This is a genomic window from Deinococcus malanensis (assembly GCF_014647655.1).
Classification (GTDB): domain Bacteria; phylum Deinococcota; class Deinococci; order Deinococcales; family Deinococcaceae; genus Deinococcus; species Deinococcus malanensis.
This window is the reverse complement of record NZ_BMPP01000031.1, coordinates 1-20809: the sequence shown is the minus strand read 5'-3', so window position 1 is coordinate 20809 and position 20809 is coordinate 1. Positions and strand designations below refer to the sequence as shown.

Below are 20809 nucleotides of genomic sequence, written 5' to 3'. Positions count from 1 at the left end.
CCGTACGACGAGGAGTTCGAAAGCAAGCGAATGGCGGCTTTAATGGCCCAGCCAGTGCCCTCCTGATCCCGTGCTTGACGGCAACCCATTCAGACCCTATCTAGGGAGTACGAATCAAGACACGAGAAGCGGTAATGCGCTGCACTCTTGCCAGACCATTGCGCTTCACGCCTACCGTGAGCTTGGTACATACCTTCCCTCTGAGCAACAGACGCATGGCAGCATCGCTCAGGTGTAAAACACTCTGGCCGTTCACTTCCACGATCTCGTCCCCCCACCGCAGACCAGCTTTCTCGGCGGGGGTATTGGAAGTTACCGTCTGAACCATGAAGCCTCCTCCCCGCCGCGCGCCACGGCGCTCGACCTCAAATCCTGTTCCCCCGTGCTCTCTGTAGAGTTGCCAGGCCAGCGTCCTAGGCAGAGCTACCGCTGATTCTGATCCCACTGAGCCAGGCGCTGGAACTAAGGTGAACCACGCACCAGGATCAAGTGGCCCTTGTGAAAACAGTCAGAGTTCCACACCAAAGGCTTTTAGGCTGAGCATGCCGGTACTGGGCCGGCATGCAGGCCTTTCATACTCTCTTCAAAACAGGAGACCAGATGAAGCCGATCTTTTCCCGCTCTACCTTGTTGACGACTGCTCTTTTTCTGGCATTGGGAGTGGTGAGTGCTCAGACGACCCCACCAACCACACCGGCACCACCAACCACACCTGCTCCGCCGACCACGCCTACACCTCCAACGGAGACACCACCCACCGAGACGGATCCGCCGGCAACTCCTGAGACACCTGAGACAGAAACAGCAGCGCCCAGCACCGCCGGCGCTCCGCTCCCTGCACAAACAACTTTCACTCTCGCGTCCGGACCGATCACCCTGCCCTATCTGAGTGGAGCAACCCCAGTCCGCAGTGTGGAGACCAGAACAGGGGTTGCCGTGATCTACCGAGGCGCAGTCGCCGACGCGCTTGAGCGCTATGCTGCGGCCCTGACGACCGCCGGTTTCACCGTGGTATCCAGCGATTCCATTCCATATGCCACACCTTCTACAGCGACCGATAACACGGAAGCAACGGCCGAAGACGCTGAGACGGCGGACACCGCCGGGACCGCTGGAGCAGCTGGCACCACCGCTCCAGCGGCCACGCCACCGGCCACTACTCCCCCTACCGGAGGCACCAGTGAAGCTGGTGGTACCGACACAACCACGACAACCGAACCAGAAACGCCTGAGACTGCAGACGAAACGGCAGCCACCGCGCAGCCAAGCGGCAGAGAGCGGCAGGTCATGATCCTGGAGCGAAATGGTGAGCGGATTCGGCTCACGGTCTATCAGGCGTACGGAACGACCACGGTCCTAATGGCCAGAACCTGATCCCGTCACACGAAGACAGAGGCAGGGTCCCAACGGCCCCTGCTTTTTCTGTATTTGTATTTTTGTTTCTTCGACCGGGCTTGGTCGGGCACCGGCCGCCTGTTGAACGTCGCCGCGTTCCCGTTCCTGACCTCCGCTCAGTACACTCTGCGGCATCTTCCGTGGCCAGCCAGACCCACTCAACGACCGACATCATCACGGGTCTGGGCAAGCAAGCGGACATTCTGTACACCTTTTTCATGGGCGTCCTGCCCGACAGAAAACTGCGCGAGCGAGACGCACGTTGGTCTCCAGCCCTACAGGCACAGCACCTCGAACAGACGACATGTCCGTTGGCGTTCGTTTTACAGTGATCTGCACCAGAGCAGGTCACTCCAGGTGACCCGCCCCCTCGCTGAACGTGCCCGGGCGCCTGGCTGAACTAGGGTCTGTGCGGCTGATGGCCTAGCAACGACAGCGGTTTCGACGCTGTAAGCATTACGGACCGTTCAGGCTGAGCGCCTCTGAGCACTATGTTCCGCCCATGTAACGGACCGGTTTCCCACCTGCAGACCTTGAACTGCAGGAAGACATTCCCTTCAGCCAGTACGGCCTGAAACTCGACCTCCTCCGATCGAAAGAACGGGCACGGCATCCGGCCCCGGCCATCGTTCACCTGCATGGGGGCCGCCCTCACCCGCACAGCCCTGCACAACCAACGCAACGTCGCCTGGGACGCCACCAACATCCTCGACGAGCACCGCGAACTGCCGCTCACACTCGGCCGGGAATGCGGGGCGCTCACCACCCGCGCGACCTGCGGCATCACGACGGCCACGCACTCTTCAACCGCCTCTTTCAGACACAGATTCGTGAGATTGAGTGCCATTTCACCAGAATCGATTGGCTTACAACGTTCGGTACAACTCCCGAGCCAGGTGCGTCTTGAGGGCCCGGAGTGCGGCCCGTTTCGTTTTTCCCTCGTGCTCCTTCTTCGTCACGAATGTTCTGGTTTGCTCTTCACACCTCAATCGGGTGAGCGCCATCAGGTGAAGCACTCTATTCAGTTGCCGCGCGGTACGGCGGTGAGGAACTGGCCGTGCTGCTCCCGCATACCAATGCGGCTGGCGCGATGATGATTGCCGAGCGAGTGCGGCAGAGCATCGCGCAGCAGGAAATCACTGGCCCTCTGGGCACCTTGGGCATCACAGCCAGTCTTGGGGTGGCAACCGATCCAGGGCACACGGTTCACAGGGCGGGCGAAGCTGCAGACCTAATCCACCGGGCGGATCAGGCGCTCTATCAAGCAAAGGCGGGTGGGCGCGACCGAGTTGTTATGGGGGCGTACACCTCTGGTTCGGCGGCCGATTTATCTACCTTTTCCTGAACGCCTGTGGTGCAGTGGAATGCCTCTCTCGTGGTCTAAATCGAGGAATATTGGGCGAGGGAGGCGTACGCTTGAGATGGAGGTCGGCCATGCGCCGCGGCCTCACGTCATCTGTATCTCAACCAACGCCCGAAGAACGCACCTTGCTCGAAGCGCCGGTCCGATGCCGCCAGACCCCCAGGGTCTGACTGCGGCGTAAGACCCTGGCAAGAGCGCCCGGACTAATATCCGCTCAATGTTAAGGCAAACGCTCTCGCCGATGCTTGACCCCGGAAACTGGGTCCAGTCTGCTGTTTGGGACGGTCGAGGGTAATGCAGCTGGCTTCTGGACTTCTTCAGGCTGTGATGGACAGCTCGGTCGCCGGGCGTTCGGCTCTGGAATTCATAGGGCAGATGTACTGGGCGCAGGCCATGCGCCATAAGGAACAGAGAAAAGGCGGGGTGTCCGAACCGTTGGAGCTTCCTCTGACACGGAAGGATGGCACGACACTTTGGGTCGATATCTCGGCCACGTCACTGTTCGACCAAAGCCATAAGTTTGCAGGCATCGTGCGGCTCTTCACGGACCTGAGCCAGGACTCGCCGAGTCTTCCGGTCGTGCGCGCCATCACCAGCCTGGCGCAGAATTTCGGCCTGCTCACCATTGCCGAAGGCATCGAAACCGAACAGGAATGGGACGTGCTGCGTGAACTTGGCTGCGAAGTGGGCCAGGGCTACCTGTTCTCCCGCCCACTGCCGGCCAAGCAGGTGCTGCGGCCTGGCACCCTTGTCAGCGTCCGGACAGTTCGCACCGCATGAGTCCGCAGCCGGGAAGGGACAGCGCCGCGCCATCCGCCCGGCCAGCCCGCTCTGAGGCAGACATAGCCCGCGCCCAGAAACTGCGCCTGCAACGGACGGGCCTGGGTGTAGCCACCCATCTGGGCGGCACGCTGATCATGCTGTCCTACTTTGTGACCGGCATGCTTGAGCTCAAGTACCTGCTGCATTACCTCGCGGGGATCACCCTGGCGTGCAGCACATTCATGGTGCTGATCCTCACCAACTTCAACCTGCGTTTCAAGGACCCCAGCATGACGGCTGCCCAGATCATCATGACCGTGTGGCCGACCGCCTATGTGATGTACTTCGTGTCCGTTCCCGAGGCCCGTACGCTTTTTCTGCTGATGGGCACGGTGGGCGTACTGTTCGGCGTCTTTGCGCTGGACTTCCGGCGCATGCTGATTGTGTGCGCCGGTGTGCTGACGTCCTATCTGGCGGTCGTGGCATCGTTGGTGCGCTGGGCACCCGAACGGGTGGACCTGCGGATCGAGGGAGTCTCAGCATTCGCGTTTGCCGTGGTTCTGGTGTTGATCACCTACATCTGCAGCTACATGGCGCGCCTGCGCCGCACCGTCCGCGACCGCAATGTGCGGCTTCAGGAGACCAATACGCGCCTGGAACAGGCCATGGATGAGCTCCGGGAACTGGCCACCCGCGATCACCTGACGCGTCTGCCCAACCGCCGCTCTGCCATTGAGCGGCTTACGCAGGAAACGGCGCGCGTCTCGCGCGGGCAGGGAGAGATCACCACGGTCTGTGTGGGTCTGCTCGACATTGACCACTTCAAGCGTGTCAACGACAGCTACGGGCATCATGTCGGTGATCAGGTGCTGTGCGGAGTATCTCAGGTGTTGCAGGAAACCCTGCGTCAGGACGAATTTGTCGGCCGTTATGGAGGAGAGGAATTCCTGCTGATTCTGGTGGTCCCCAGCCGCCAGGCGGCTGACAGTGCTGCCCGGCGGATCCGGCAGGCCCTGACCACCGTCAGGGCCGAGGGCTTGCCCAGGGACCACCGCATTACGGCCTCACTGGGACTGACTTTTCATGCCATAGGCGAAACGCTGGGAGCCACCCTGGAGCGCACAGACCGGGCCCTCTATCAGGCCAAACAGCAGGGCCGCGACTGCCATGTTTTTGATGATTTTCTTGTCCTGGAGCCCGAATTGATCTCTCACAGCTGACTCTACTTGGCGAATTCACCTCAAAGCAGTGTGAGACGTGGAAGAGAAGTGGGCCGGGTGGCGCCCGGGTGGCTCTGCTGCCGGGCGGTGTCCTGGCCATGCAACTTTTGCCAGGAGGTCAGGGCCTGCACGAGGACAATGAAGCCCTCTACGAAGGGTTCCTGACCCAGGACGTCCTACGTGCAGCCGAGGGACCTGACGGACACAGGGGCGACCATCGTCATGGCGACGCTGTTCAACCCGGCGCCGCTTCTCTCCGACAGTCTGGCTTCACACGTCGAACCCCGCATAACGGCCATGAATGCGGTCGTGCGTTCCCTGAGTGCCCAGCACGGGGTGCTCTGCGTGGACGGGGCGACGTCCATCAACGCCTCGAATTCTTACATCTGGAGTGCTGACCGCAAGCATCCCAACGGGTTGGGACACCTCCTGATTGCGCGGGGCGTGGTGGACGCCCTGTCACGGCACACAGGAGAGCCTCTGGCAATTGCTGCCGTTCAGCTGACCGAGGAGCTGACCGGGCGTTATGGGCTGGTGCCGGAGGAGCTCACGGCCCTGCAAGCGCCACTGCCGCATTGACAGTCAACACAGGCTCACTGACTGGTGAGCCTGTGTCATTCCGCAGGCTGGCCCCAGAACCTGAGAAACAGCGTCTCCAGCATTCGGAAGGTGGCCTCGCACGGCTGGCACCCGTGTGGTCTGGAAGCAGATCAATCGGTCGTCCAGGCTCCAGGTCCGCAATCACCGTATCCATACCGGGACTCCTTCTTGAATGCGGAATCGTCAATGCCAATCACCCGAGCCCCCTGGGCTGGCAGGAGCCGTGAACGCTGCTGCTCAACCAGGAGGCGGTTTCCACCGACTCGCAGGGGGAGGGAGGCCAGCAGTTGCCGGCCTCCCTCCCCCCGATCCGGACGACCATCTGATTGAACAGGCCGCACACGGCAGCGCTGTAGCGCGCATAAGGGGCCACGATCTCGGGCAACCTTTCGGCAAACGTGCGTGCGGGATGACAGGTGCGACAACGGAATCGTCACCCCTGGAGGAGGACACTCACTGCCAGACCGCCCCAGGGCAAGTGCTGGAATCGTCGTTCGCAGTGGCTGTGGATGCAGCCAGACAGGGCATGACATCTGGGGCATGGCTGCTGTGCTGCACAGCTGGACAGATGGTGGCTGACGAGGTCTTGCACTGGTCCATGGTCAGCTTCAGCCCAGGAACCGGAAGATCTATCTCAGACGGGAGGAGTACGCCAGGCAGGCCAGAATATCCTCACGGGTCAATGACGGGTATTCCTCCAGGACGTCGTCAATGCTGTCCCCAACCGCGAGGAACTCCATGATGGTCTGTGCGGTAATGCGGGTGCCGCGCACGGTCGGTCGTCCGTTGCAGATGTTCGGGTCGATTACGATCCGCTCGTACATGCCTCCAGGGTACGACCTGCGCCACACGCCGCCTAGAGATCATCACCGCTTGGGAACAGCCGCGAGCGGTCAGAACCTCATACATCAGAACCTGCGCATAGGCTTCCAGTGCCCCACAGCTGCTTTGAGTTGGATTTTGAGGGTGCGGCAGGATGCAGGACTACTGGGTTTCCTCCAGCCAGTCCAGTGTGTAGAAGGCCTGTGGTAACAGGGAGCGCACAGCCCGGCTCGCGGCCCGACGCTGACCTGACTCCCAGTCGCCAGTAAAGAGTGGAGTCGGTCTTTTCATAGGTGTCATCGCCTTGCGCACCCGCAGGTTCGCTCCGAACTCATCCGCCAGATACTGCTTGAGCTCCTGCACACCCTCCGGGACCGTGTCCCAGTCTCCTGGCACGATCACCAGCACGGAGGGTCGAGGCGCATACACCCCGGCAGGCTAGCGGGAGCACGAGCGGGTGTTGGTGTGACGGTTCCTTACCCAAGGGGGAGCCCCACCCCAGCTGATGGCAGGGTGGGGCTTTTTCGTTGTGTGGTGCTGGATGCGGGAGGGGAACTGGCCAGGTCAACCCTAGAGGGAATACCCAGGGGTTACACCCGCCTGCTCATTTCGCTAAGAATCGGTCCGCGAACTCCTCAGCCTTTTCTGGCGTGACATAAAAGGTGTGCTGACCTGCAGTGAGGAGCAGCGCCTGCGCCGGGCGAGTCGTCGTGGCCAGGGCATGAACAGTGCTGCTGTTCAGGGTATAGCGGCCCGTCACACTCCCAGATACCGCTGTACCCCAGATCCGGGAGCCAAGAGGCTGCGTGGTGAAACGGGCGCTGGTCGTTGCATAGGGAAAAACGTATCGTCGTAAGCCGGCCTCCACTCGGAGGGCCTCCGGAGCCCAGGTGTACCTGACTCCAGACTTCCGACTGACGATATAGAGCAGCGGGGGGAGGGTGAGCAGGATCAAGCCAATAGTCACGGACTCCATAGAGCACAGGGTACAGGTGGACTTGTTGCCGGAAACCACGGAATCGTGGTGCTACCTCGCCACGTGCCACCTCAAAGACTCCTGAGAGCAGGTTCAGTTCGCCCGGGAGAGAGGGCCAGCCACGATCAGCGTGTCGCGCGCATGCATTCCAGTAAAGCTATACACAGTTCCACAGCCCTGGCGTAACACTGTGCGGTCCGCTCAACATTGCCGCTCCCTGGAACGGCCCTGGCCTGAGAGAGCCAGCCTTCCTGATCATACCCATCGGCACCCGAGATGATCGTCCCGTGAGGAAACCCTTCAGAACACTCCAGCCCGACGTACCCTAAGCTGACTGAATCATGAAGTTTCACGTGCTGATGGTCGAGGACAACGAGGCTGACGTCTTCCTCATGGAACTCGCCCTCGACGGCGTTGTCCCCGACCTGCAGCTGCACGTGGTCACCACCGGGCCTGACGCCCTGGACTTCCTCAACCGCCAGACACCATACGAGGACGCGCCCACCCCGCACCTCGTCCTGCTTGATGGCAGTACGCCCTGCATGACCGCAGCGGAAGTCCTCACGCACGTACGGGAGGGCTGGTCTGACGCCGACCTCCCAGTCGTGGTGTTCAGCGGTTCATCGTCTGAAGCGGACATCCAGCGGGCTTTGCAGGCGGGAGCGAACGGCTACGTCACCAAACCCCTCGGGCTGGAAGAATACACCCAGGCCGTGCAGGACACCCTACACACCTGGTACGCGTACGCCCTCACGACGCACGCCTGACCATCGGCCCACCCCAAGAGACCAATTCACGCCAGGTGATCCCGCACGTCATCCAGCCACCGCTCGACTGCGGACAGCGGCATGAACTTCAACCCGAACAACGTCCCCTCCTCCCAGTCGTCCCGCTCGCCGTTGTGCGCAGCGTACAAAGCCCGCCACGCCTCGGGGACCGGACCGCTGAACTCATCCGCGACACGCTGGATGTCGGTTGGATCTGCCGGAGGACTCATCCGGTCGCGCAGTCCCAGGCCAAGCGCGTCCAAGGCGGTCAGGAGGCCATCAAAAGCGAGCAGGGAAGAGGTCACTCTCTCACGGTGCCCGCATTCCCACCCTCCACGACACCCACTTCCTGCACGCACCAACCACATTGGACGCCCCCAACTCCCCCGCTGAATTCGGCCCTTGCCAGCTTGCAGCTATGGCGGGAGCCGTCCTAGAGTGCTCCTGGCCTGATTGACCGCCTGCCCGCCCGCTCGAGGTGAAGGTCAAGTGCAGTGATCAGCCTTTTCACCCCTCCAGGACTGGGCCCCGGGAGCGTGAGGACGGGAATGCGGGCAACACCCCCCTCATGCACCGGGCACCCTTGGAGGCCCCATGACCACCCTGCCCAAACAGCAGGCCCACACCCTGCGTACGCGACTGAGCGCGCGGTCACACCCTCACGCACAGTCACGCGCTGGAAGCCGTCGCGTCCCTGTACCGCCTGCCGGACTGGAATACGCTCGCAGCCCGGCCTGAGCACCACCCGTTGGAAGGAAGTGCCGCGACCCGCGCCTTAAGCGCCGCCCTCGAACGGTATGGCGTGACCTTACCCCTCACAGACGTCCGGCAGCTGGTCGAGACGTGCGTGAGTGCCGACCTGGCCCCCTGGCCCCTCCTGCCGACAGGGATGCAGCCCACTGCCGGAGCTCTGGCCGCGGGGCTGCTGTCCTGGGAAGTGGGTGACGTCCTGCGGGCGGATTACGAACCCGTGCATCCCAAAGACCCACTGACGCCATCCCAGTGGCCGGATCTGTCTGGGAAGCGCGTGGCCGCCTGGGTGCGCGAGCTGGAGGAACGCGCAGCTGGGACCAGTCACTACCTGCGAGTGATCAAACGCGGCGCGAACGTCGATACGGTGTACCTGAAACGCGGGGTCAGCCGCCCGCCCGCAGCACGCGCGCCAGTGGCCGAGCGATTGACCTTCGTGTACGGTCCCGCGACCTCCCAGCATGCACAGCTGGTGCTGGCCCTGGCGTATGGCGCCGCCTCGGGCGGGCGTAGTGTCCTCCTGCCGAGCCCGGAGCTGGTCGGGCACGCCGCCCTAGCGCTGGCCGGTCCGTGCGAACTGCTGCCCGCTGACCCACAGGACGCGCTGATCGCGCTGGAAGGCATGAACGTCGGTCCTCTGGACACCCTGACGTTGCATCACTTCGGGGATGACTGGAATGAACTGCTGCTGGCCGCGTACGACCGGGGCATGCGGTTGATCCTGACCTCTTTGCGTCCCAATACACTGGAGGCGGAATCGTCCCTGGTGGATGCCGGGTTGCGGTGCCCGGGCCGGTATTACGGGGTGGATGGTCAAGGAAACATCGTGCGCGAGCATGTCCTCACGTACCGCGAGGGGTACTCCCTTGCCGTTAGCCACGCCGTTCTGGACGATGAGGACCTCGTCCACCCGATGGATCTCCCCAACCCTGATCTGGCCGTGCAGTGATGCCCTGCCTCCCTTGAACGGCCCCGCAACTGCGTGCAAGGCGGTTAGGACAGCACGCGACGGGCACGCCCACTCAGCGCCCTGCGAGCTCGAGATATGCGTTGACTGATTCCTGTGCAGGTGCTCAGGTGCTCACCGGCGTCGCCCGCGGCCGGACTGGGAGCGTGAACCAGCGGACCAGCCGCGACTCCCTTCTGCGCAGGTGGATCCGCTCGCCCAACTGACGTTCGGCCTCGCGCACTTGCCTGAAGGGGCTGCTGTCCCTGGCGTGCTGACGATGCGGCGTGACGACCGGAGCGACTGGCTGGACTTCTCGTTCTCAGTCCAGGCTCTGGCCAGGGCATACCCGGACGCCGGGAACGCACTGTGGGACTCCGGCACCGGTCACGCTGCACGAAACCCGCAGGTGCGTCAGGTCGAGGACTGGCTGGCCAGCCTGGGGCGATATATCTTTACCGCCGTTCCCTTTGGCCTCGGTCTCATAGGTTCCGAAAGTGACCTCGACGGCCTGGACGCGTTCGTCCAGGCTGAGGAAATTCCAGATATCAGACCCGTCGGGTACCTGTGGCCGGAGGAACACCGTGTGCTCTACTCCCCAAGAACCGTCTAATCAGAAACAACGAACCCCATGACTTACTACACCGACGAGGAAATGCAGGACCTCGACCTCATCTGGTACGCCGTCGATCAACATCATCTTGCCGTGCTCGCCACCGACGGCCCGGGCGTGATTCCAGCCCACCTGCGTGCCTCCAGGAAAGAACTGGACGTCCTGTTCTCTTTCATGGGCACCCTTCCCGAGTGCTCAGACGCCCTGGCAGAGCACATCCCTGGTCTCACCTCAGACCATTGGTCCTCCCACGTGAATGAGGTCGACCTCGATTACGTCCGTGGGGGCCTGTTTTTCTACGACGCCATGACGTCCTACACCCGTGACCGGCACGCGTACATCAGGACGGCGCAGCCCACCGTCCCGCTGAGCATCGATCAGCTCCCCACCCACGTGCGCGAGCTGCTGCTTCGTCTGAAGGACGAGAATCTCGATTTCTCGCGGGACACCCGCCTCCAGTGGGCAGAAAAAGAGTGAGGACATGGGCAGCTGGCATGTGCTGACGCAGGGGAGGAGGGTAGCCGGAAGGGGAGGGGAAGAAGGGAGGCCAGAAAGGCAGGAGGCAGGTACTCAGCCAGGCCGTGCGGTGGGGCGAAGACACCTTCTGGACCTGCCTTCAGCTGTTGAGCACACCATTCCCGTCCCCTGGCACGTCAATGTCCCAAAGTGTCAGGTGCTGAGCGATCCTGCTTACAACGCTGATCCTTTCTCGGCGACTGACAGCAGAGGGTGCCGCAGACGCTTTTGGCTGGGGAGGACTTCTCCTCCTGTTCATTGGTGGGGCCATCATTCTCTCGCAGACCCATCAGGAGCGGACACAGGAAACCCTCCGGGCCCGGCTGGGTGAAAGCGACCGTACCCCTGGACTCCCGTGGCCATCTCTTCTTGCTTGCCTGTTCGGCGGTCTGCTTCTCTTTCTCGCTCAGTACGTCCTGATTTCACTCCAGTGAACTCCGCTGCAGGACGTCCCTTCAGCTCACGCCGCAGCCCATCAGCGTCCGGTACGTGCCCTGCAAACCCCGGAAGGTGCCGGTAAACGCTCCCTTTTCATCCAGCACCCCATTCAGGTTCCCACTGGAACCCAGGGCACCCACCAGGCCCACCCCAGTCCGTACCGCACCCATCGACGCCGTGATGCCCGCCCGTCCAGCGACCGTGCTGTCCAGGGAGAGGGTGAGCTGACTGACCACCAGGGTCCTCGCGCGCGCGTCCTCACTCACCGCAGCTTTCCCGTTCGCAGCGAAGACCGTGCCGTTGTTCGTGAAGCTCCCGCTCACTTCACCGGCCTTGTTGATCACCACCGACAATTCAGACTCCGCGCGGGTCAGGGTCCCGATGCTGCTTCCCGTACACACCAGCCCGATTGAGGCAGGCGTGGGTGACCCGGAGGTGGCTGGGGTGCAGGAAGTGACGAGGAGGGCAAGAAACATCACGGGAGCCAGGACATTCATCGGCAGTCATTGTCGCGCACCCATGGGTAGCCCTCGGCGCATTCCGGTCGCCGGCACCGTACGTTTCCAGGGTGCGGGCCCACCAGGCTGCGTAAGATGCACCCCATGGTCCCCCGTCCGCTTCCAGTCATTCTCGACGGTGACCCCGGCATCGACGACGCGGTCGCCTGGCTGCTCGCCTTCGGGGTGGGGAACACTGCTCTCTTCGCGCACCCCGGGGTAGGCTGCCGTCAATGAGCAGGGTTCCCCCACCACAGAGGTCCATATGACGCCTTCCCCTCGTACCCGGTCTGCGCAAGCTGCAGTTCCCTCCGTCATACCGGACGAGGCACCTGAACCCACCTTGTCGCCAGCCATCCCAGACGAGCCTACGCCCGGAGACCTCGAAGCCACCGAGATCCCTGAAGACCTCGACCTCGATGACGAGCTGGCACTGGATTCAGACGAAGATGCTCCCGAAGACGCGGTCATCTCGGAGAAAGCCGTCGCCGAAACCTGGACGGAGCTCACCGATCATCCCTCAGTTGTTAGCAGTGACCCCGTCCGCCAGTACCTGCACGAGATCGGCCGGGTTCCCCTCCTCACCGTCACCGAGGAAATCGAACTCGCCCGCCGCATGGAAGCAGGGCAAGAAACGCGTGCACAGCTGGAAACAGAGGTTGACCTCGACGAGCGAGCCCGCCGCCGGCTCCAGAGAACGGTCGAAGACGGTGACCTGGCCAAGCAGCAACTTATCGAAGCCAACCTCCGCCTGGTGGTCAGCATCGCCAAGAAGTACACCAACCGCGGCATGGGCTTCCTCGACCTGATCCAGGAAGGCAATCAGGGCCTCATTCGCGGCGCGGAGAAGTTTGAGTACCGCCGGGGCTTCAAGTTCTCCACCTACGCCACGTGGTGGATCCGTCAGGCCATCAACCGCGCTATTGCCGATCAGGCCCGCAACATCCGGATTCCGGTGCACATGGTCGAGACCATCAACAAGCTGGGCCGCACCACCCGGCAGCTGCAGATGGAACTCAGCCGTGAGCCCAGCCATGAAGAAACAGCTGAAGCGATGGGTCCGGGGTGGGATGAAGCGAAGGTCGAGGAAGTCCTGCGCGTGACCAGGGACACCATCAGTCTGGCCACACCGGTGGGGGATGAAGGGGATTCGTCGATCGCGGACTTCCTGCCGGACGACCGGCGTGAATCGCCGCTGAGTCGGGTGAGTGACGTGCTGATGGGTGAGGCGCTGGACCGGGCGCTGGCGAAGCTGGAACCCAGAGAAGCACTGGTGCTCCGCTTGCGCAAGGGGCTCGAAGACGGCCGGGAGCACACCCTGGAGGAGGTGGGCAAGCAGTTCGGGGTGACCCGCGAGCGAATCCGGCAGATCGAGACCAAGGCCCTTCGGAAAATCAAGTACCAGCAGAGCCGGCGCGGGGACCTGCGGGAGTACCTGGAGGATTGAAGCCAAAGAGTCTGGTGTCGGGGCTGCACGCCGGGTACCACATCGTCCCTGAACCGGGACCCATCCCTCACGGACAGAATCGCAGACGAGCGAACTCACGCGTGCTGAAGGTCAAAGTAGGCGCATGCTTCGGCCGCACGGTCACACCCTGGTCAAGCCACACCACGGGGGTCGCGGATGACCATCCTTCCCCGACAGGAAGATGCACCCGGCTCACTCTCCACCACGGCCAGCCGGACCATCGCAGTTCAGTACGGCAGATTCAGCTGATTTAGGGGGTGTTGGGTGATTGTGGTAGGAGGGCCCCATGAACCTGCAGGCACTGCTGGATGTCGAGGCACTGGCCTTTGCGAGCCTGCTAAGGCTGCGCATTCAGTGGGTCCCGCCTTTTCTCGTCTCACGGCGCAGAGCATGGTTGAATAGCAGGATGTTGCAGGGCGTGAGGATCGTTGAAGCTTCGTCGCTGGCATGGGTGGCCAGGCGAATTCTGAGAGGGTCACAGATGGCCATGGTGGTCGGTCACACGGTGCATTTGAGTGGTGTGACCAGAGCGCAGTTTCTGAGCGACGCCGCCTGGGTGGCGCATGAGATGGCGCACGTACTTCAGTTTCAGCGGTATGGCACCGTGCGCTTCCTGCTGCTGTACCTCCTGGAAAGCGCCCGGCGCGGCTACCATCACAACCGGTTCGAAGTGCAGGCCCGGGAGGCCGCACAGACCCTGCTCGCGCCGCCGGTCAGATGAGACGGCCAGTCCGGGCGGACTCTACCGCCGCTTCCACCAGGGCCGTTTCGGTGACGCAACCACACTCGCACGCTGGGCGCACACGACGATCCACCTGGTTTTTCAGCCGCGGTACAAGCAGCGCTGGTAGTTCCCCGCCCGGCGTCCACCCGGCTCAAACGCCAGCAGAATCATTGGCCCCTGCCCAGCCACGTTGCGGTACTCACTGCGCGCCACTTTGCCAGCCCACTCACCGCTTTTCCATGTTAGGGCGCGGGTGGCTTCGTTATAGCTGAACACCCCGCTTTTCTTTGTTCCAGTGAGGTAGCGGTAGTTCCCGCCCGCCGTCACGACAAACGACCCCATGTAGCTGTTCTCGTACATCGGGTGGTAGCACTGGTAGGTGCCTGACTTCGGCCCACCGCGGGTGACGCCAGGCTGAAACAGCGTGACCCGGCCCGCGTCCACCCACTCGTCATTCGCGGTGTTGTCCTCGTAACGCACCAGGACGCCGTCCGGCCGCGTCCGGATTACCGTGGCCTCCGATGAGATCGAGCCCCGCTGCACGTCCACCAGGGTGCCCACCTTGAGGCTGCTGACGGCGGGCACCGGGGACGGCGCCGGAACGGGGCGGGCGGGGGCAGGCTGCGCTGGAGGCCGAGGAACCGCCGCAGCGGGAGTCGCTGCTCTGGCCACCTCGCGCAGGTGCTCGTAGCGCACCCAGTTCAGAATGCCCGAACTGCTCCACCTGACTTGATACATGTCCCCGAGTTGCTCGGTAATGGTCGCGCCACTCCACAGGGTGCCGTGCCAGAGGGCCTCGACCACGTCACCCACCCGGTAGGGTGCACCAGCGACCGCTGGTCCGGGCTGGGCCGGACGCAGCAGGGAAGAATCCACAAACTCTTCCGGCCACGCTGTGTTGTCGTACTGAACGATCACGCCGACAGAAGCGATTCTCACGACGGTGGCCCGAACCCAGGCTGAGCCGCGCTGCACCAGCACCGGATCGCCCGGCTCAAACGGTGCGCGGGGAGCAGACCTGGCCGCAGAGGAAGCTGGAACCCTGGCCACTGGCGCAGGCTGAACCGAGGTAGAGGTTTTCAGTCCGCACCAGCCCAGGACCAGGCTGTCTGCATCGCCGTACATCACCCCGACATATCGGTTGGTTTTGTCGGTCAGCAGAAAAGACAACGAATAGCTTTCGTCGTCCTCATCCTCGTTCAGTGTCTTGAAAGTGATGCCGCGCGTGTTGAGTTGGGAGGCGAGGTGATCGCTGATTTCCTCGGCGCGGTCCGCGTCATCCCACACCAGGTACTCGCTGGTCTCGCAACCGCTGTTCTGGTCCTTGGCCAGTCCATTGAGGACATGGCCGAATTCACGGGTGGCTGCAGCATCCGTGACGCGAACGGCCCCCGGGGCGAGCGGCAGGCGAAGCAGCGTTGAGGTGGTGACGGGGCCCAGCTGAGCAGAGGCCGTACCGGCAAACAGCATCATCGTGGTGAGCACTCGTTTCATCGGGGACCGTCCTTCGGGTTGAGGTGCCGGCAGTGTACGAATCGCTGACTTACGGTTGCCTCACACGAAGCGACCTCCAGCCACCTGACTTCAGGGAGACGCGACCGGCGTGGAACTCATCCCAGCGGGTACAGGAGGTCCGCACTACAGGCTGCGCGTTGATGGTGAGTCCGTAGCAATACGGTATATACTCCCTGGTATATACGGAGGTGAAGTATGACCCGCGCCAAAGTCTTCAAAAGCGGCAACTCCCAGGCCGTCCGGTTGCCTTTGAACATGCGCCTTGACGCCACCGAGGTCGACATCATCCGCCATGGCAACACCCTCATCCTGCGCCCTATCGCACCCGTCGCCGGCCTGGAAGGCGCCTTCGACGCCCTGACCTACATCCAAGTCGCCTTCCTCCCGAACCTCCGTGACCAGGGCGGGTCACAAGACCGAGAAGCCCTTTGACCCTCGGCTACCTGCTCGACACCAACATCTGCATCTACATCATCAAGAACCGCCCACCCACCGTGCGCGACCGCTTCGCCCGCCTGCAACCCGGACAGCTCGGCCTGAGTGCTGTCACCGAAGCTGAACTGCTGCACGGTGGGCACATAAGCCAACGCGTGAACCACAACCTCGCCGCCATCAGTGATTTCGTCTCCCGGCTGGTGGTCGTACCGTTCGACTCACGCGTCACCGACACGTACGGCCACGTCCGGGCGATCTTGGAGCAGCAGGGGCAGCCGATCGGCCCGCTGGACTTTCAAATCGTCGCCACTGCCCTCGCGCATGACCTGGTGCTGGTCACGAACAACGTCCGGGAGTTCCAACGTGTGCCAGCCCTGAGGGTAGAGGATTGGAGCCAGGCATGATGTCGAGCTTCATCTCCACTCTGCTCGGGATGCTCCTGACCTGGACCGGCGTCACGAACGCTGGCGGCTCGGGCCGACCGCTGTTCCCGGCTGAGACCATACGACCTCAACAGGTTGGTCCTTACCCACTGCAGTTCACAATCGACGCCCGGCGCCAGGGCGCGAACATCATCTTTACGACCACGTTCAAGCATGTGGGCGCCAAACGCCTCAAACTGACCTTGGGCCCTACCCCGGACAGCAACGTCCTGGTGTACGACAATCAAGGTGGGCCCGTCTGGTCATGCCTGGATTCCATCCTGCTGATGAGTCAGCGCTTCGTACTGGACCCGGGCTCAGCACCTGACACTTCGGGAAACTGATGTACCAGCGGCTGGGAATGGCGTGTTCAGGAGCTGAAGGTAGATCCGGAACGCCTCGCCTCCCCACCGGACCGCCTGGCTGAGTTCCAGCCAGCCCGTTCGCACCAGACTCGTCACCGGGCGCCCCCGGTTGTCGCTCCTCGTTGGCTCCTCGTGTCTCTTTGCTGCCCCGACCCGCGCCATCCACGCCAACGCGATACACAGCAATCCGAAGAGTCTAGAGATCCGGTCTGCCGCCGTCATGTGGGTGGCCTCCAAGTTCAGGCCTCGCGACTTCAAGGCCGAGAATGCGGATTCAATGGCCCACCGGAGACGATAGGTACGAAGGACGTCCAGGACGGGCAAATCCGAGGCGACGATGACCCTGTCCCCCGCGGGGGACAGGGTCATGACGACCTGCATCCACGAGCCATACACCCAGGTCCGCTCGAAGAGCGTGCGCACTTCACCTGGTTGCAGCGTCGTGAACAGGTCCCGGGCCAAGTCATCGTCGATGCGGGTGTTCTCCCGGATGCGCAAGCACTGCCGAATCCGCTTATATCTGAGGAAACCGCACCACTCCTGTCCGATGAACTCCCGGTCTGCGATCAGAACCGCCCAGCGTCTCGCGGGCAGAATCCTCAGCAGTCGGGCCACCAGGAGAATCCTGGCTGCGGTACTGCTGCCCTCCCTGATGTGGCAACACCGTCCAAACCAGCGGGATCACAGCGCCCCCGAGGATCGCACCCAGCACCAGGATGTTGAGCGGCGTGTGGCCGTAGTGCCAGGTCGTGCGGTCCATGATCAGGGTCAGTCTGCCCTCAGGAAGCAGGGGAAGCAGCACGTCTGTGACGTCCTGCGAGGTGAGGTGCGCATCGTGAAACACCCGAGCCACCGTGCGAGTTTTCGATTCGAGGGTGGCTTCTCGAGGCAGATGAAGCGCGATCTTGCGGTGTAGCGTGGACTCGGCTTGAAGCAGCGCGAGGAGCACTTCGGCCAGTCTGCGGAGCGCGTCCAGACGACGATGTGGGAGGCAGCTTTTCAGGTGGGCGGCCAGCGTGTCAGCATGGAGCAGGGCGGTATCAATGCTCGTCACAGACTCTGATACCGCCCTTTGTCATGCCGCACAGCGTTCAGGACGCCATTCGCCGCAAAGTGTCAGCTGCTGAGGTGGGTTACCAAGCGGAGGAATCCAAAGAGTTGTCCTGTTTCAAAAGACGAATGCAACCACTCTGTCTGCCACATGGCCCATTTGCGAGCGTCCTGAGTTGCATACCAGGACCGCGCACAGAACCAGGTTCCTGTGGGCTTGAGTTCAGGTTGAATGGGCCGAAGACCCCTGATGGAGATCACCAGCCTCTCTATCTACAGTTTGTCCGATAAGCTTTGTTATTATCATCCAAAATATGGAGAGCAGGGGAGAGGGCGAGCAAGCATCAACTAAGGGGGCCTCCTACACCCTCGACCTCCGCCGAGGCCACCTCCTTGACCAGGCCTCCACCTGGACCAGCCTCCACGAATCTGAACTCCGCCGCCGCGCCACCGAAGCTGCTCGGGATAAAAACGTTGAAGTTCTGTGGGACCTCACCGTCGCCTACCTGACCACGCTCACCCAGGCCGGCATCACGATCAGTCCGCACACCCTGCGGTCGTACCGCACCGGTGTCCGGCAATTCCTGACTCACGCTGAAGACCGGGCCTGGAACCTGCTGAGACCGAGACGCAACGACGCCGCCTTCTGGGTGAGCAGCCTGTCGGTCAACCGGGATGGTGCCGGCCCCAAAGCAGCCGCGACCGTCCGCTCCCGGGTGGCAGCGGCCAACGCCCTGTATGCGGCCCTGCGCTGGGCGGAAGCCACCACCGCCCATCCATTCGAGGATGTGCCACAGCCCCGGGACCGGACCGACGCGATCACCCGGAGGCCACCGCACCGGGAGACGGTCGTACACCGGGCGCTGGCGGCCGCGGAACGGGAACAACGAACGGACCTTCGCGTCCTGATCCTGCTGACCGCTCATGCTGGCCTGCGCATCGAAGAAGCTCTGACCCTGACCTGGACTCAGGTGGACACTGCCAACCATCGCCTGACGGTCCACGGCAAAGGCGGCAAACGGCGGATCGTTGGCATCTCCGGCACGCTTCTCGAAGCTCTGAAGGCGCATGCTGGTCAGGGTCGGGACGGACGCCTATTTACCTTCGCGTACCGGTCCGGGGCGGCCTATCATCTGCGGCGTCTGATGGAACAGGAAGGTCTCCCCTGGAGTGGGTTTCACCCCTTCCGGAAATACAACGGGACCTTGTTATATCGTCGGACGCGGGATTTTGTACGTGTGGCTCATCATTTGGGTCATGCCAACGTCAATACAACACGGGCGTATGTCGATGTCCCGGCCGATGATCTGGCAGCGGAACTTGCCGATCTCTGAGTGCGCTGTGACCTAGGGTACGAGCCCCGCAACCCACGCAACGTTCCCCTGCCCCTCAATTCGACGTGGAACCAGTCCCGCGCACGTCGGTTCGCGGCACCAGTACCAGCGTCACGACCAGCGTCCGGCCGTTGCGCAGCACGCTCAGCGTAATGGCCTCGCCCGCCTGGTAGCGCCTAACAGCGAACTGAAGCTCCAAGAAGTTGTTTATTCGCTGGCCATTCACGGCAATTACCAGATCACCCGAGATGCGTTTTCCGTGTCGGTCGAAATCCAGAGGTTGCAGGCCGGCCCGCTCGGCAGGGCTTCCCGGCGCCACACGGGTGAAAAAGGCACCCGGCGTCGTGCCCAGGTCAAGCTCATATTCGTCGCTGAACTCACCAAACTCTTCCGGTGGGAGCGCTGCCGCGTAGTCCAGGTGGGAATCGAGATGAAGACCGGTCGTGGGCGCCACCTGCCTCAATCCCCCACGAAGGCCGGCCATCCGGGCGCCCGTCTGAGTCACCGGCACGGCATACGCCGTAATGCGGCTGCCACGCCCGTCCGCCAGCCGAATGTAACTCACCACGCCCACCACCTCACCCCGCGCATTGATGAGTGGTCCACCACTGTCCCCGGGCAGCACCCGGGCATTGAATTCCAGTGTTCCTGCCGGAAATTCGGCGCGTTCAGCTCCGCGGTCCAGGCCGGTCAACCGGCCCATCTTAGACCCGAGGAACGCCCCGTTGCCATTGCCGATGGTCAGCACTGGCTCTCCCACCCTCGGTGCCGCGGCCGCCAGTGGAATGAACGGGGTGTTTACCGGGACGCCCACGCGGATGAGCGCCACATCGGAATGGTCATCGAAGCCGATGATCTGAAGCGGATAGCGTCGTTTGTCGAGCGTCACGGCACTGAGGTTCTTCTGCCCTTCGATGACATGGAAGGCCGTTAAGGCGTAGCCGTCTCCAATCAGGAATGCCGTGGCAATCCCTTCAGGATTCGTGCAGTCGTCGGGCGGGCAGTCCTCAATCCGTAGGGTCGCGGGACGCAGTTTCTTGAAAAGGGCCGCCAGGGCGTTCTTTTCCTGAACGTTCAGGGGTTCTGGGGCAGCTTGGGCAAGGAGCACCGATGATGTACCCGCATCAATGGGGTTGGTCCGGGCGTCGACCGTCCCGGCCATCTGCAGCGTGGCCGTGAGGACCGCGCCTCGGCAGGCGGCCGTCCACTTGCTGTTCATAGTTCAGTGTGCGCAACTGTACCAACCGGGGGTGTGCCGGGCGTTGGGCTTTCCTTTCTTCTATGGCACCTGGCGTTCCCGGCGGGCGTTGTGCGCGACCTCGTACAGGGCAGCATACTGACGTATGGACCTTGCGCCCGGCCCCGCGTCGTCATCCGCCACTCTGCCGACCTCCTCGCGGCGAGGAAGGCGGCGGCGCAAGGGTAGGCAGCTTGGCCTCCTCGCGTTATTCATTCCCATCTTCGTGCTGAGCCTGGTGTTCTCGCGCGGTGAGCCCCTGCCGGGGATGGCAGTCGTGTCGCTGCTGGCCTTGGCCATGGGCTTACGGTTCGGAAACGCCCGCACGGGCGCGAACTTGCGAGCCGTCTTCGCGCGTCCCGAGACGGCAGGCGTGGTGTCGCTGCTGATTCCCGCCATGGCGGTCAGCGGGGTCTTCGGCGGTCCGTTGCTGATGCTCGCTGTGCTGGCGTTGGCCTTCGCCGGGCTGCTTCTGGCCGCCTTCCGGGGAGGTGCTCTGGTGCAGGAAGTCACGCAGACGCCCCTGACTCCTTCTGTTCAGGTCACGCCCGCTGCCCTGCCTGCTCAGGCAAGTGCCGAGATGCTGCCCTCCCT

Annotated in this window: 26 protein-coding genes and 2 pseudogenes; 18 read left to right on the top strand and 10 right to left on the bottom strand. The window is 62.8% G+C overall.

Annotation, left to right across the window (positions count from 1 at the left end; genetic code table 11):
• Positions 1–100: 100 nt before the first annotated feature.
• Complete coding sequence (locus IEY49_RS21995; protein ID WP_189011981.1) at positions 101–445, bottom strand: PDZ domain-containing protein; 345 nt, start codon at positions 443–445, stop codon at positions 101–103.
• Between the two features lie 491 nt (positions 446–936).
• Here IEY49_RS21995 and IEY49_RS21590 point away from each other — a divergent pair, with 491 nt between their 5' ends.
• The 5 genes from IEY49_RS21590 (at position 937) to IEY49_RS19905 (ending at position 5319) form a co-directional block, all read left to right on the top strand.
• Positions 937–1374, top strand: coding sequence for a hypothetical protein (locus tag IEY49_RS21590; RefSeq protein WP_229780939.1), 438 nt, complete (start codon positions 937–939; stop codon positions 1372–1374).
• Between the two features lie 1078 nt (positions 1375–2452).
• A complete protein-coding gene (locus tag IEY49_RS21990; protein ID WP_189011975.1) occupies positions 2453–2740 on the top strand; it encodes a diguanylate cyclase in 288 nt (95 codons plus the stop codon).
• Positions 2741–3133: 393 nt separating this feature from the next.
• The gene (locus IEY49_RS19915) at positions 3134–3538 is read left to right on the top strand and encodes a sensor domain-containing phosphodiesterase (RefSeq protein WP_189011973.1); all 405 of its coding nucleotides are present in this window, start codon (positions 3134–3136) and stop codon (positions 3536–3538) included.
• A complete protein-coding gene (locus IEY49_RS19910) occupies positions 3535–4740 on the top strand; it encodes a GGDEF domain-containing protein (RefSeq protein WP_189011971.1) in 1206 nt (401 codons plus the stop codon). The genes IEY49_RS19915 and IEY49_RS19910 overlap by 4 nt, the downstream gene beginning before the upstream one ends.
• A gap of 180 nt (positions 4741–4920) precedes the next feature.
• Positions 4921–5319 (top strand): SGNH/GDSL hydrolase family protein, encoded by a 399-nt coding sequence (locus IEY49_RS19905; protein WP_189011969.1) that lies wholly within the window; start codon positions 4921–4923, stop codon positions 5317–5319.
• A gap of 454 nt (positions 5320–5773) precedes the next feature.
• On the opposite strand, the gene IEY49_RS21985 is transcribed toward IEY49_RS19905, so the two are convergent.
• The 4 genes from IEY49_RS21985 to IEY49_RS19890 form a co-directional block, all read right to left on the bottom strand.
• Positions 5774–5932: a transposase family protein gene (locus tag IEY49_RS21985; protein WP_373291957.1), complete on the bottom strand. Its 159-nt coding sequence runs from the start codon at positions 5930–5932 to the stop codon at positions 5774–5776.
• Positions 5933–5969: 37 nt separating this feature from the next.
• Entirely contained in the window at positions 5970–6164 is a 195-nt protein-coding gene (locus tag IEY49_RS19900; RefSeq protein ID WP_189011967.1) for a DUF433 domain-containing protein, read from the bottom strand.
• Between the two features lie 160 nt (positions 6165–6324).
• A complete protein-coding gene (locus IEY49_RS19895; RefSeq protein WP_189011965.1) occupies positions 6325–6591 on the bottom strand; it encodes a hypothetical protein in 267 nt (88 codons plus the stop codon).
• 175 nt (positions 6592–6766) lie between these two features.
• Entirely contained in the window at positions 6767–7138 is a 372-nt protein-coding gene (locus tag IEY49_RS19890; RefSeq protein ID WP_189011963.1) for a PH domain-containing protein, read from the bottom strand.
• A gap of 341 nt (positions 7139–7479) precedes the next feature.
• On the opposite strand from IEY49_RS19890, the gene IEY49_RS19885 reads away from it, so the two are divergent.
• Positions 7480–7905 (top strand): response regulator, encoded by a 426-nt coding sequence (locus tag IEY49_RS19885; RefSeq protein WP_189011961.1) that lies wholly within the window; start codon positions 7480–7482, stop codon positions 7903–7905.
• Positions 7906–7931: 26 nt separating this feature from the next.
• Here IEY49_RS19885 and IEY49_RS19880 read toward each other — a convergent pair whose 3' ends face one another.
• A complete protein-coding gene (locus IEY49_RS19880; RefSeq protein WP_189011959.1) occupies positions 7932–8210 on the bottom strand; it encodes an SMI1/KNR4 family protein in 279 nt (92 codons plus the stop codon).
• 353 nt (positions 8211–8563) lie between these two features.
• Here IEY49_RS19880 and IEY49_RS21980 point away from each other — a divergent pair.
• The 4 genes and pseudogenes from IEY49_RS21980 to IEY49_RS19865 all read left to right on the top strand — a co-directional run.
• Positions 8564–8641, top strand: a pseudogene (locus IEY49_RS21980) (glyoxalase superfamily protein); the annotation flags it as partial.
• A 66-nt stretch (positions 8642–8707) separates the two neighbouring features.
• Positions 8708–9604, top strand: a complete 897-nt coding sequence (locus IEY49_RS19875; RefSeq protein ID WP_189011957.1) for a hypothetical protein — start codon at positions 8708–8710, stop codon at positions 9602–9604.
• 202 nt (positions 9605–9806) lie between these two features.
• Positions 9807–10214, top strand: coding sequence for a hypothetical protein (locus IEY49_RS19870; protein ID WP_189011955.1), 408 nt, complete (start codon positions 9807–9809; stop codon positions 10212–10214).
• Between the two features lie 18 nt (positions 10215–10232).
• Positions 10233–10691 carry a hypothetical protein gene (locus IEY49_RS19865; RefSeq protein ID WP_189011953.1) on the top strand — a complete coding sequence of 153 codons (459 nt, stop codon included), beginning with the start codon at positions 10233–10235 and terminating at the stop codon, positions 10689–10691.
• Between the two features lie 494 nt (positions 10692–11185).
• On the opposite strand, the gene IEY49_RS19860 is transcribed toward IEY49_RS19865, so the two are convergent.
• Complete coding sequence (locus tag IEY49_RS19860; protein WP_229780940.1) at positions 11186–11644, bottom strand: hypothetical protein; 459 nt, start codon at positions 11642–11644, stop codon at positions 11186–11188.
• A gap of 126 nt (positions 11645–11770) precedes the next feature.
• Here IEY49_RS19860 and IEY49_RS21770 point away from each other — a divergent pair, with 126 nt between their 5' ends.
• From IEY49_RS21770 to IEY49_RS19850, 3 genes are all read left to right on the top strand, one after another.
• Positions 11771–11902: a hypothetical protein gene (locus IEY49_RS21770; protein ID WP_268239111.1), complete on the top strand. Its 132-nt coding sequence runs from the start codon at positions 11771–11773 to the stop codon at positions 11900–11902.
• Between the two features lie 28 nt (positions 11903–11930).
• Positions 11931–13112, top strand: a complete 1182-nt coding sequence (locus IEY49_RS19855; protein WP_189011949.1) for a sigma-70 family RNA polymerase sigma factor — start codon at positions 11931–11933, stop codon at positions 13110–13112.
• A gap of 307 nt (positions 13113–13419) precedes the next feature.
• Complete coding sequence (locus tag IEY49_RS19850) at positions 13420–13854, top strand: DUF4157 domain-containing protein (RefSeq protein ID WP_229780938.1); 435 nt, start codon at positions 13420–13422, stop codon at positions 13852–13854.
• Between the two features lie 102 nt (positions 13855–13956).
• On the opposite strand, the gene IEY49_RS19845 is transcribed toward IEY49_RS19850, so the two are convergent.
• The gene (locus IEY49_RS19845; RefSeq protein ID WP_189011947.1) at positions 13957–15351 is read right to left on the bottom strand and encodes an agenet domain-containing protein; all 1395 of its coding nucleotides are present in this window, start codon (positions 15349–15351) and stop codon (positions 13957–13959) included.
• A 216-nt stretch (positions 15352–15567) separates the two neighbouring features.
• Between IEY49_RS19845 and IEY49_RS19840 the strand changes: the two genes are divergently transcribed.
• The 3 genes from IEY49_RS19840 to IEY49_RS19830 are packed head-to-tail and all read left to right on the top strand — an operon-like array spanning position 15568 to position 16573.
• A complete protein-coding gene (locus IEY49_RS19840; protein WP_189011945.1) occupies positions 15568–15804 on the top strand; it encodes an antitoxin in 237 nt (78 codons plus the stop codon).
• Positions 15801–16211 carry a type II toxin-antitoxin system tRNA(fMet)-specific endonuclease VapC gene (gene vapC / locus IEY49_RS19835; RefSeq protein WP_189011943.1) on the top strand — a complete coding sequence of 137 codons (411 nt, stop codon included), beginning with the start codon at positions 15801–15803 and terminating at the stop codon, positions 16209–16211. Before IEY49_RS19840 ends, vapC begins: the two co-directional genes overlap by 4 nt.
• Positions 16208–16573: a hypothetical protein gene (locus tag IEY49_RS19830; protein ID WP_189011941.1), complete on the top strand. Its 366-nt coding sequence runs from the start codon at positions 16208–16210 to the stop codon at positions 16571–16573. Before vapC ends, IEY49_RS19830 begins: the two co-directional genes overlap by 4 nt.
• On the opposite strand, the pseudogene IEY49_RS19825 reads toward IEY49_RS19830, so the two are convergent.
• Positions 16547–17648 (bottom strand): annotated as a pseudogene (locus IEY49_RS19825) (IS4 family transposase). The gene IEY49_RS19830 and the pseudogene IEY49_RS19825 sit on opposite strands and share 27 nt — an antisense overlap.
• Positions 17649–17958: 310 nt before the next feature.
• Between IEY49_RS19825 and IEY49_RS19820 the strand changes: the two are divergent.
• Positions 17959–18978 (top strand): site-specific integrase, encoded by a 1020-nt coding sequence (locus tag IEY49_RS19820; protein ID WP_189011939.1) that lies wholly within the window; start codon positions 17959–17961, stop codon positions 18976–18978.
• 55 nt (positions 18979–19033) lie between these two features.
• Here the strand turns inward: IEY49_RS19820 and IEY49_RS19815 are convergent, their stop codons facing one another.
• Positions 19034–20197, bottom strand: coding sequence for a S1C family serine protease (locus IEY49_RS19815; RefSeq protein ID WP_189011937.1), 1164 nt, complete (start codon positions 20195–20197; stop codon positions 19034–19036).
• A gap of 124 nt (positions 20198–20321) precedes the next feature.
• Between IEY49_RS19815 and IEY49_RS19810 the strand changes: the two genes are divergently transcribed.
• A partial coding sequence (locus IEY49_RS19810) for a hypothetical protein (RefSeq protein ID WP_189011935.1) occupies positions 20322–20809 on the top strand: 488 nt, incomplete at its 3' end.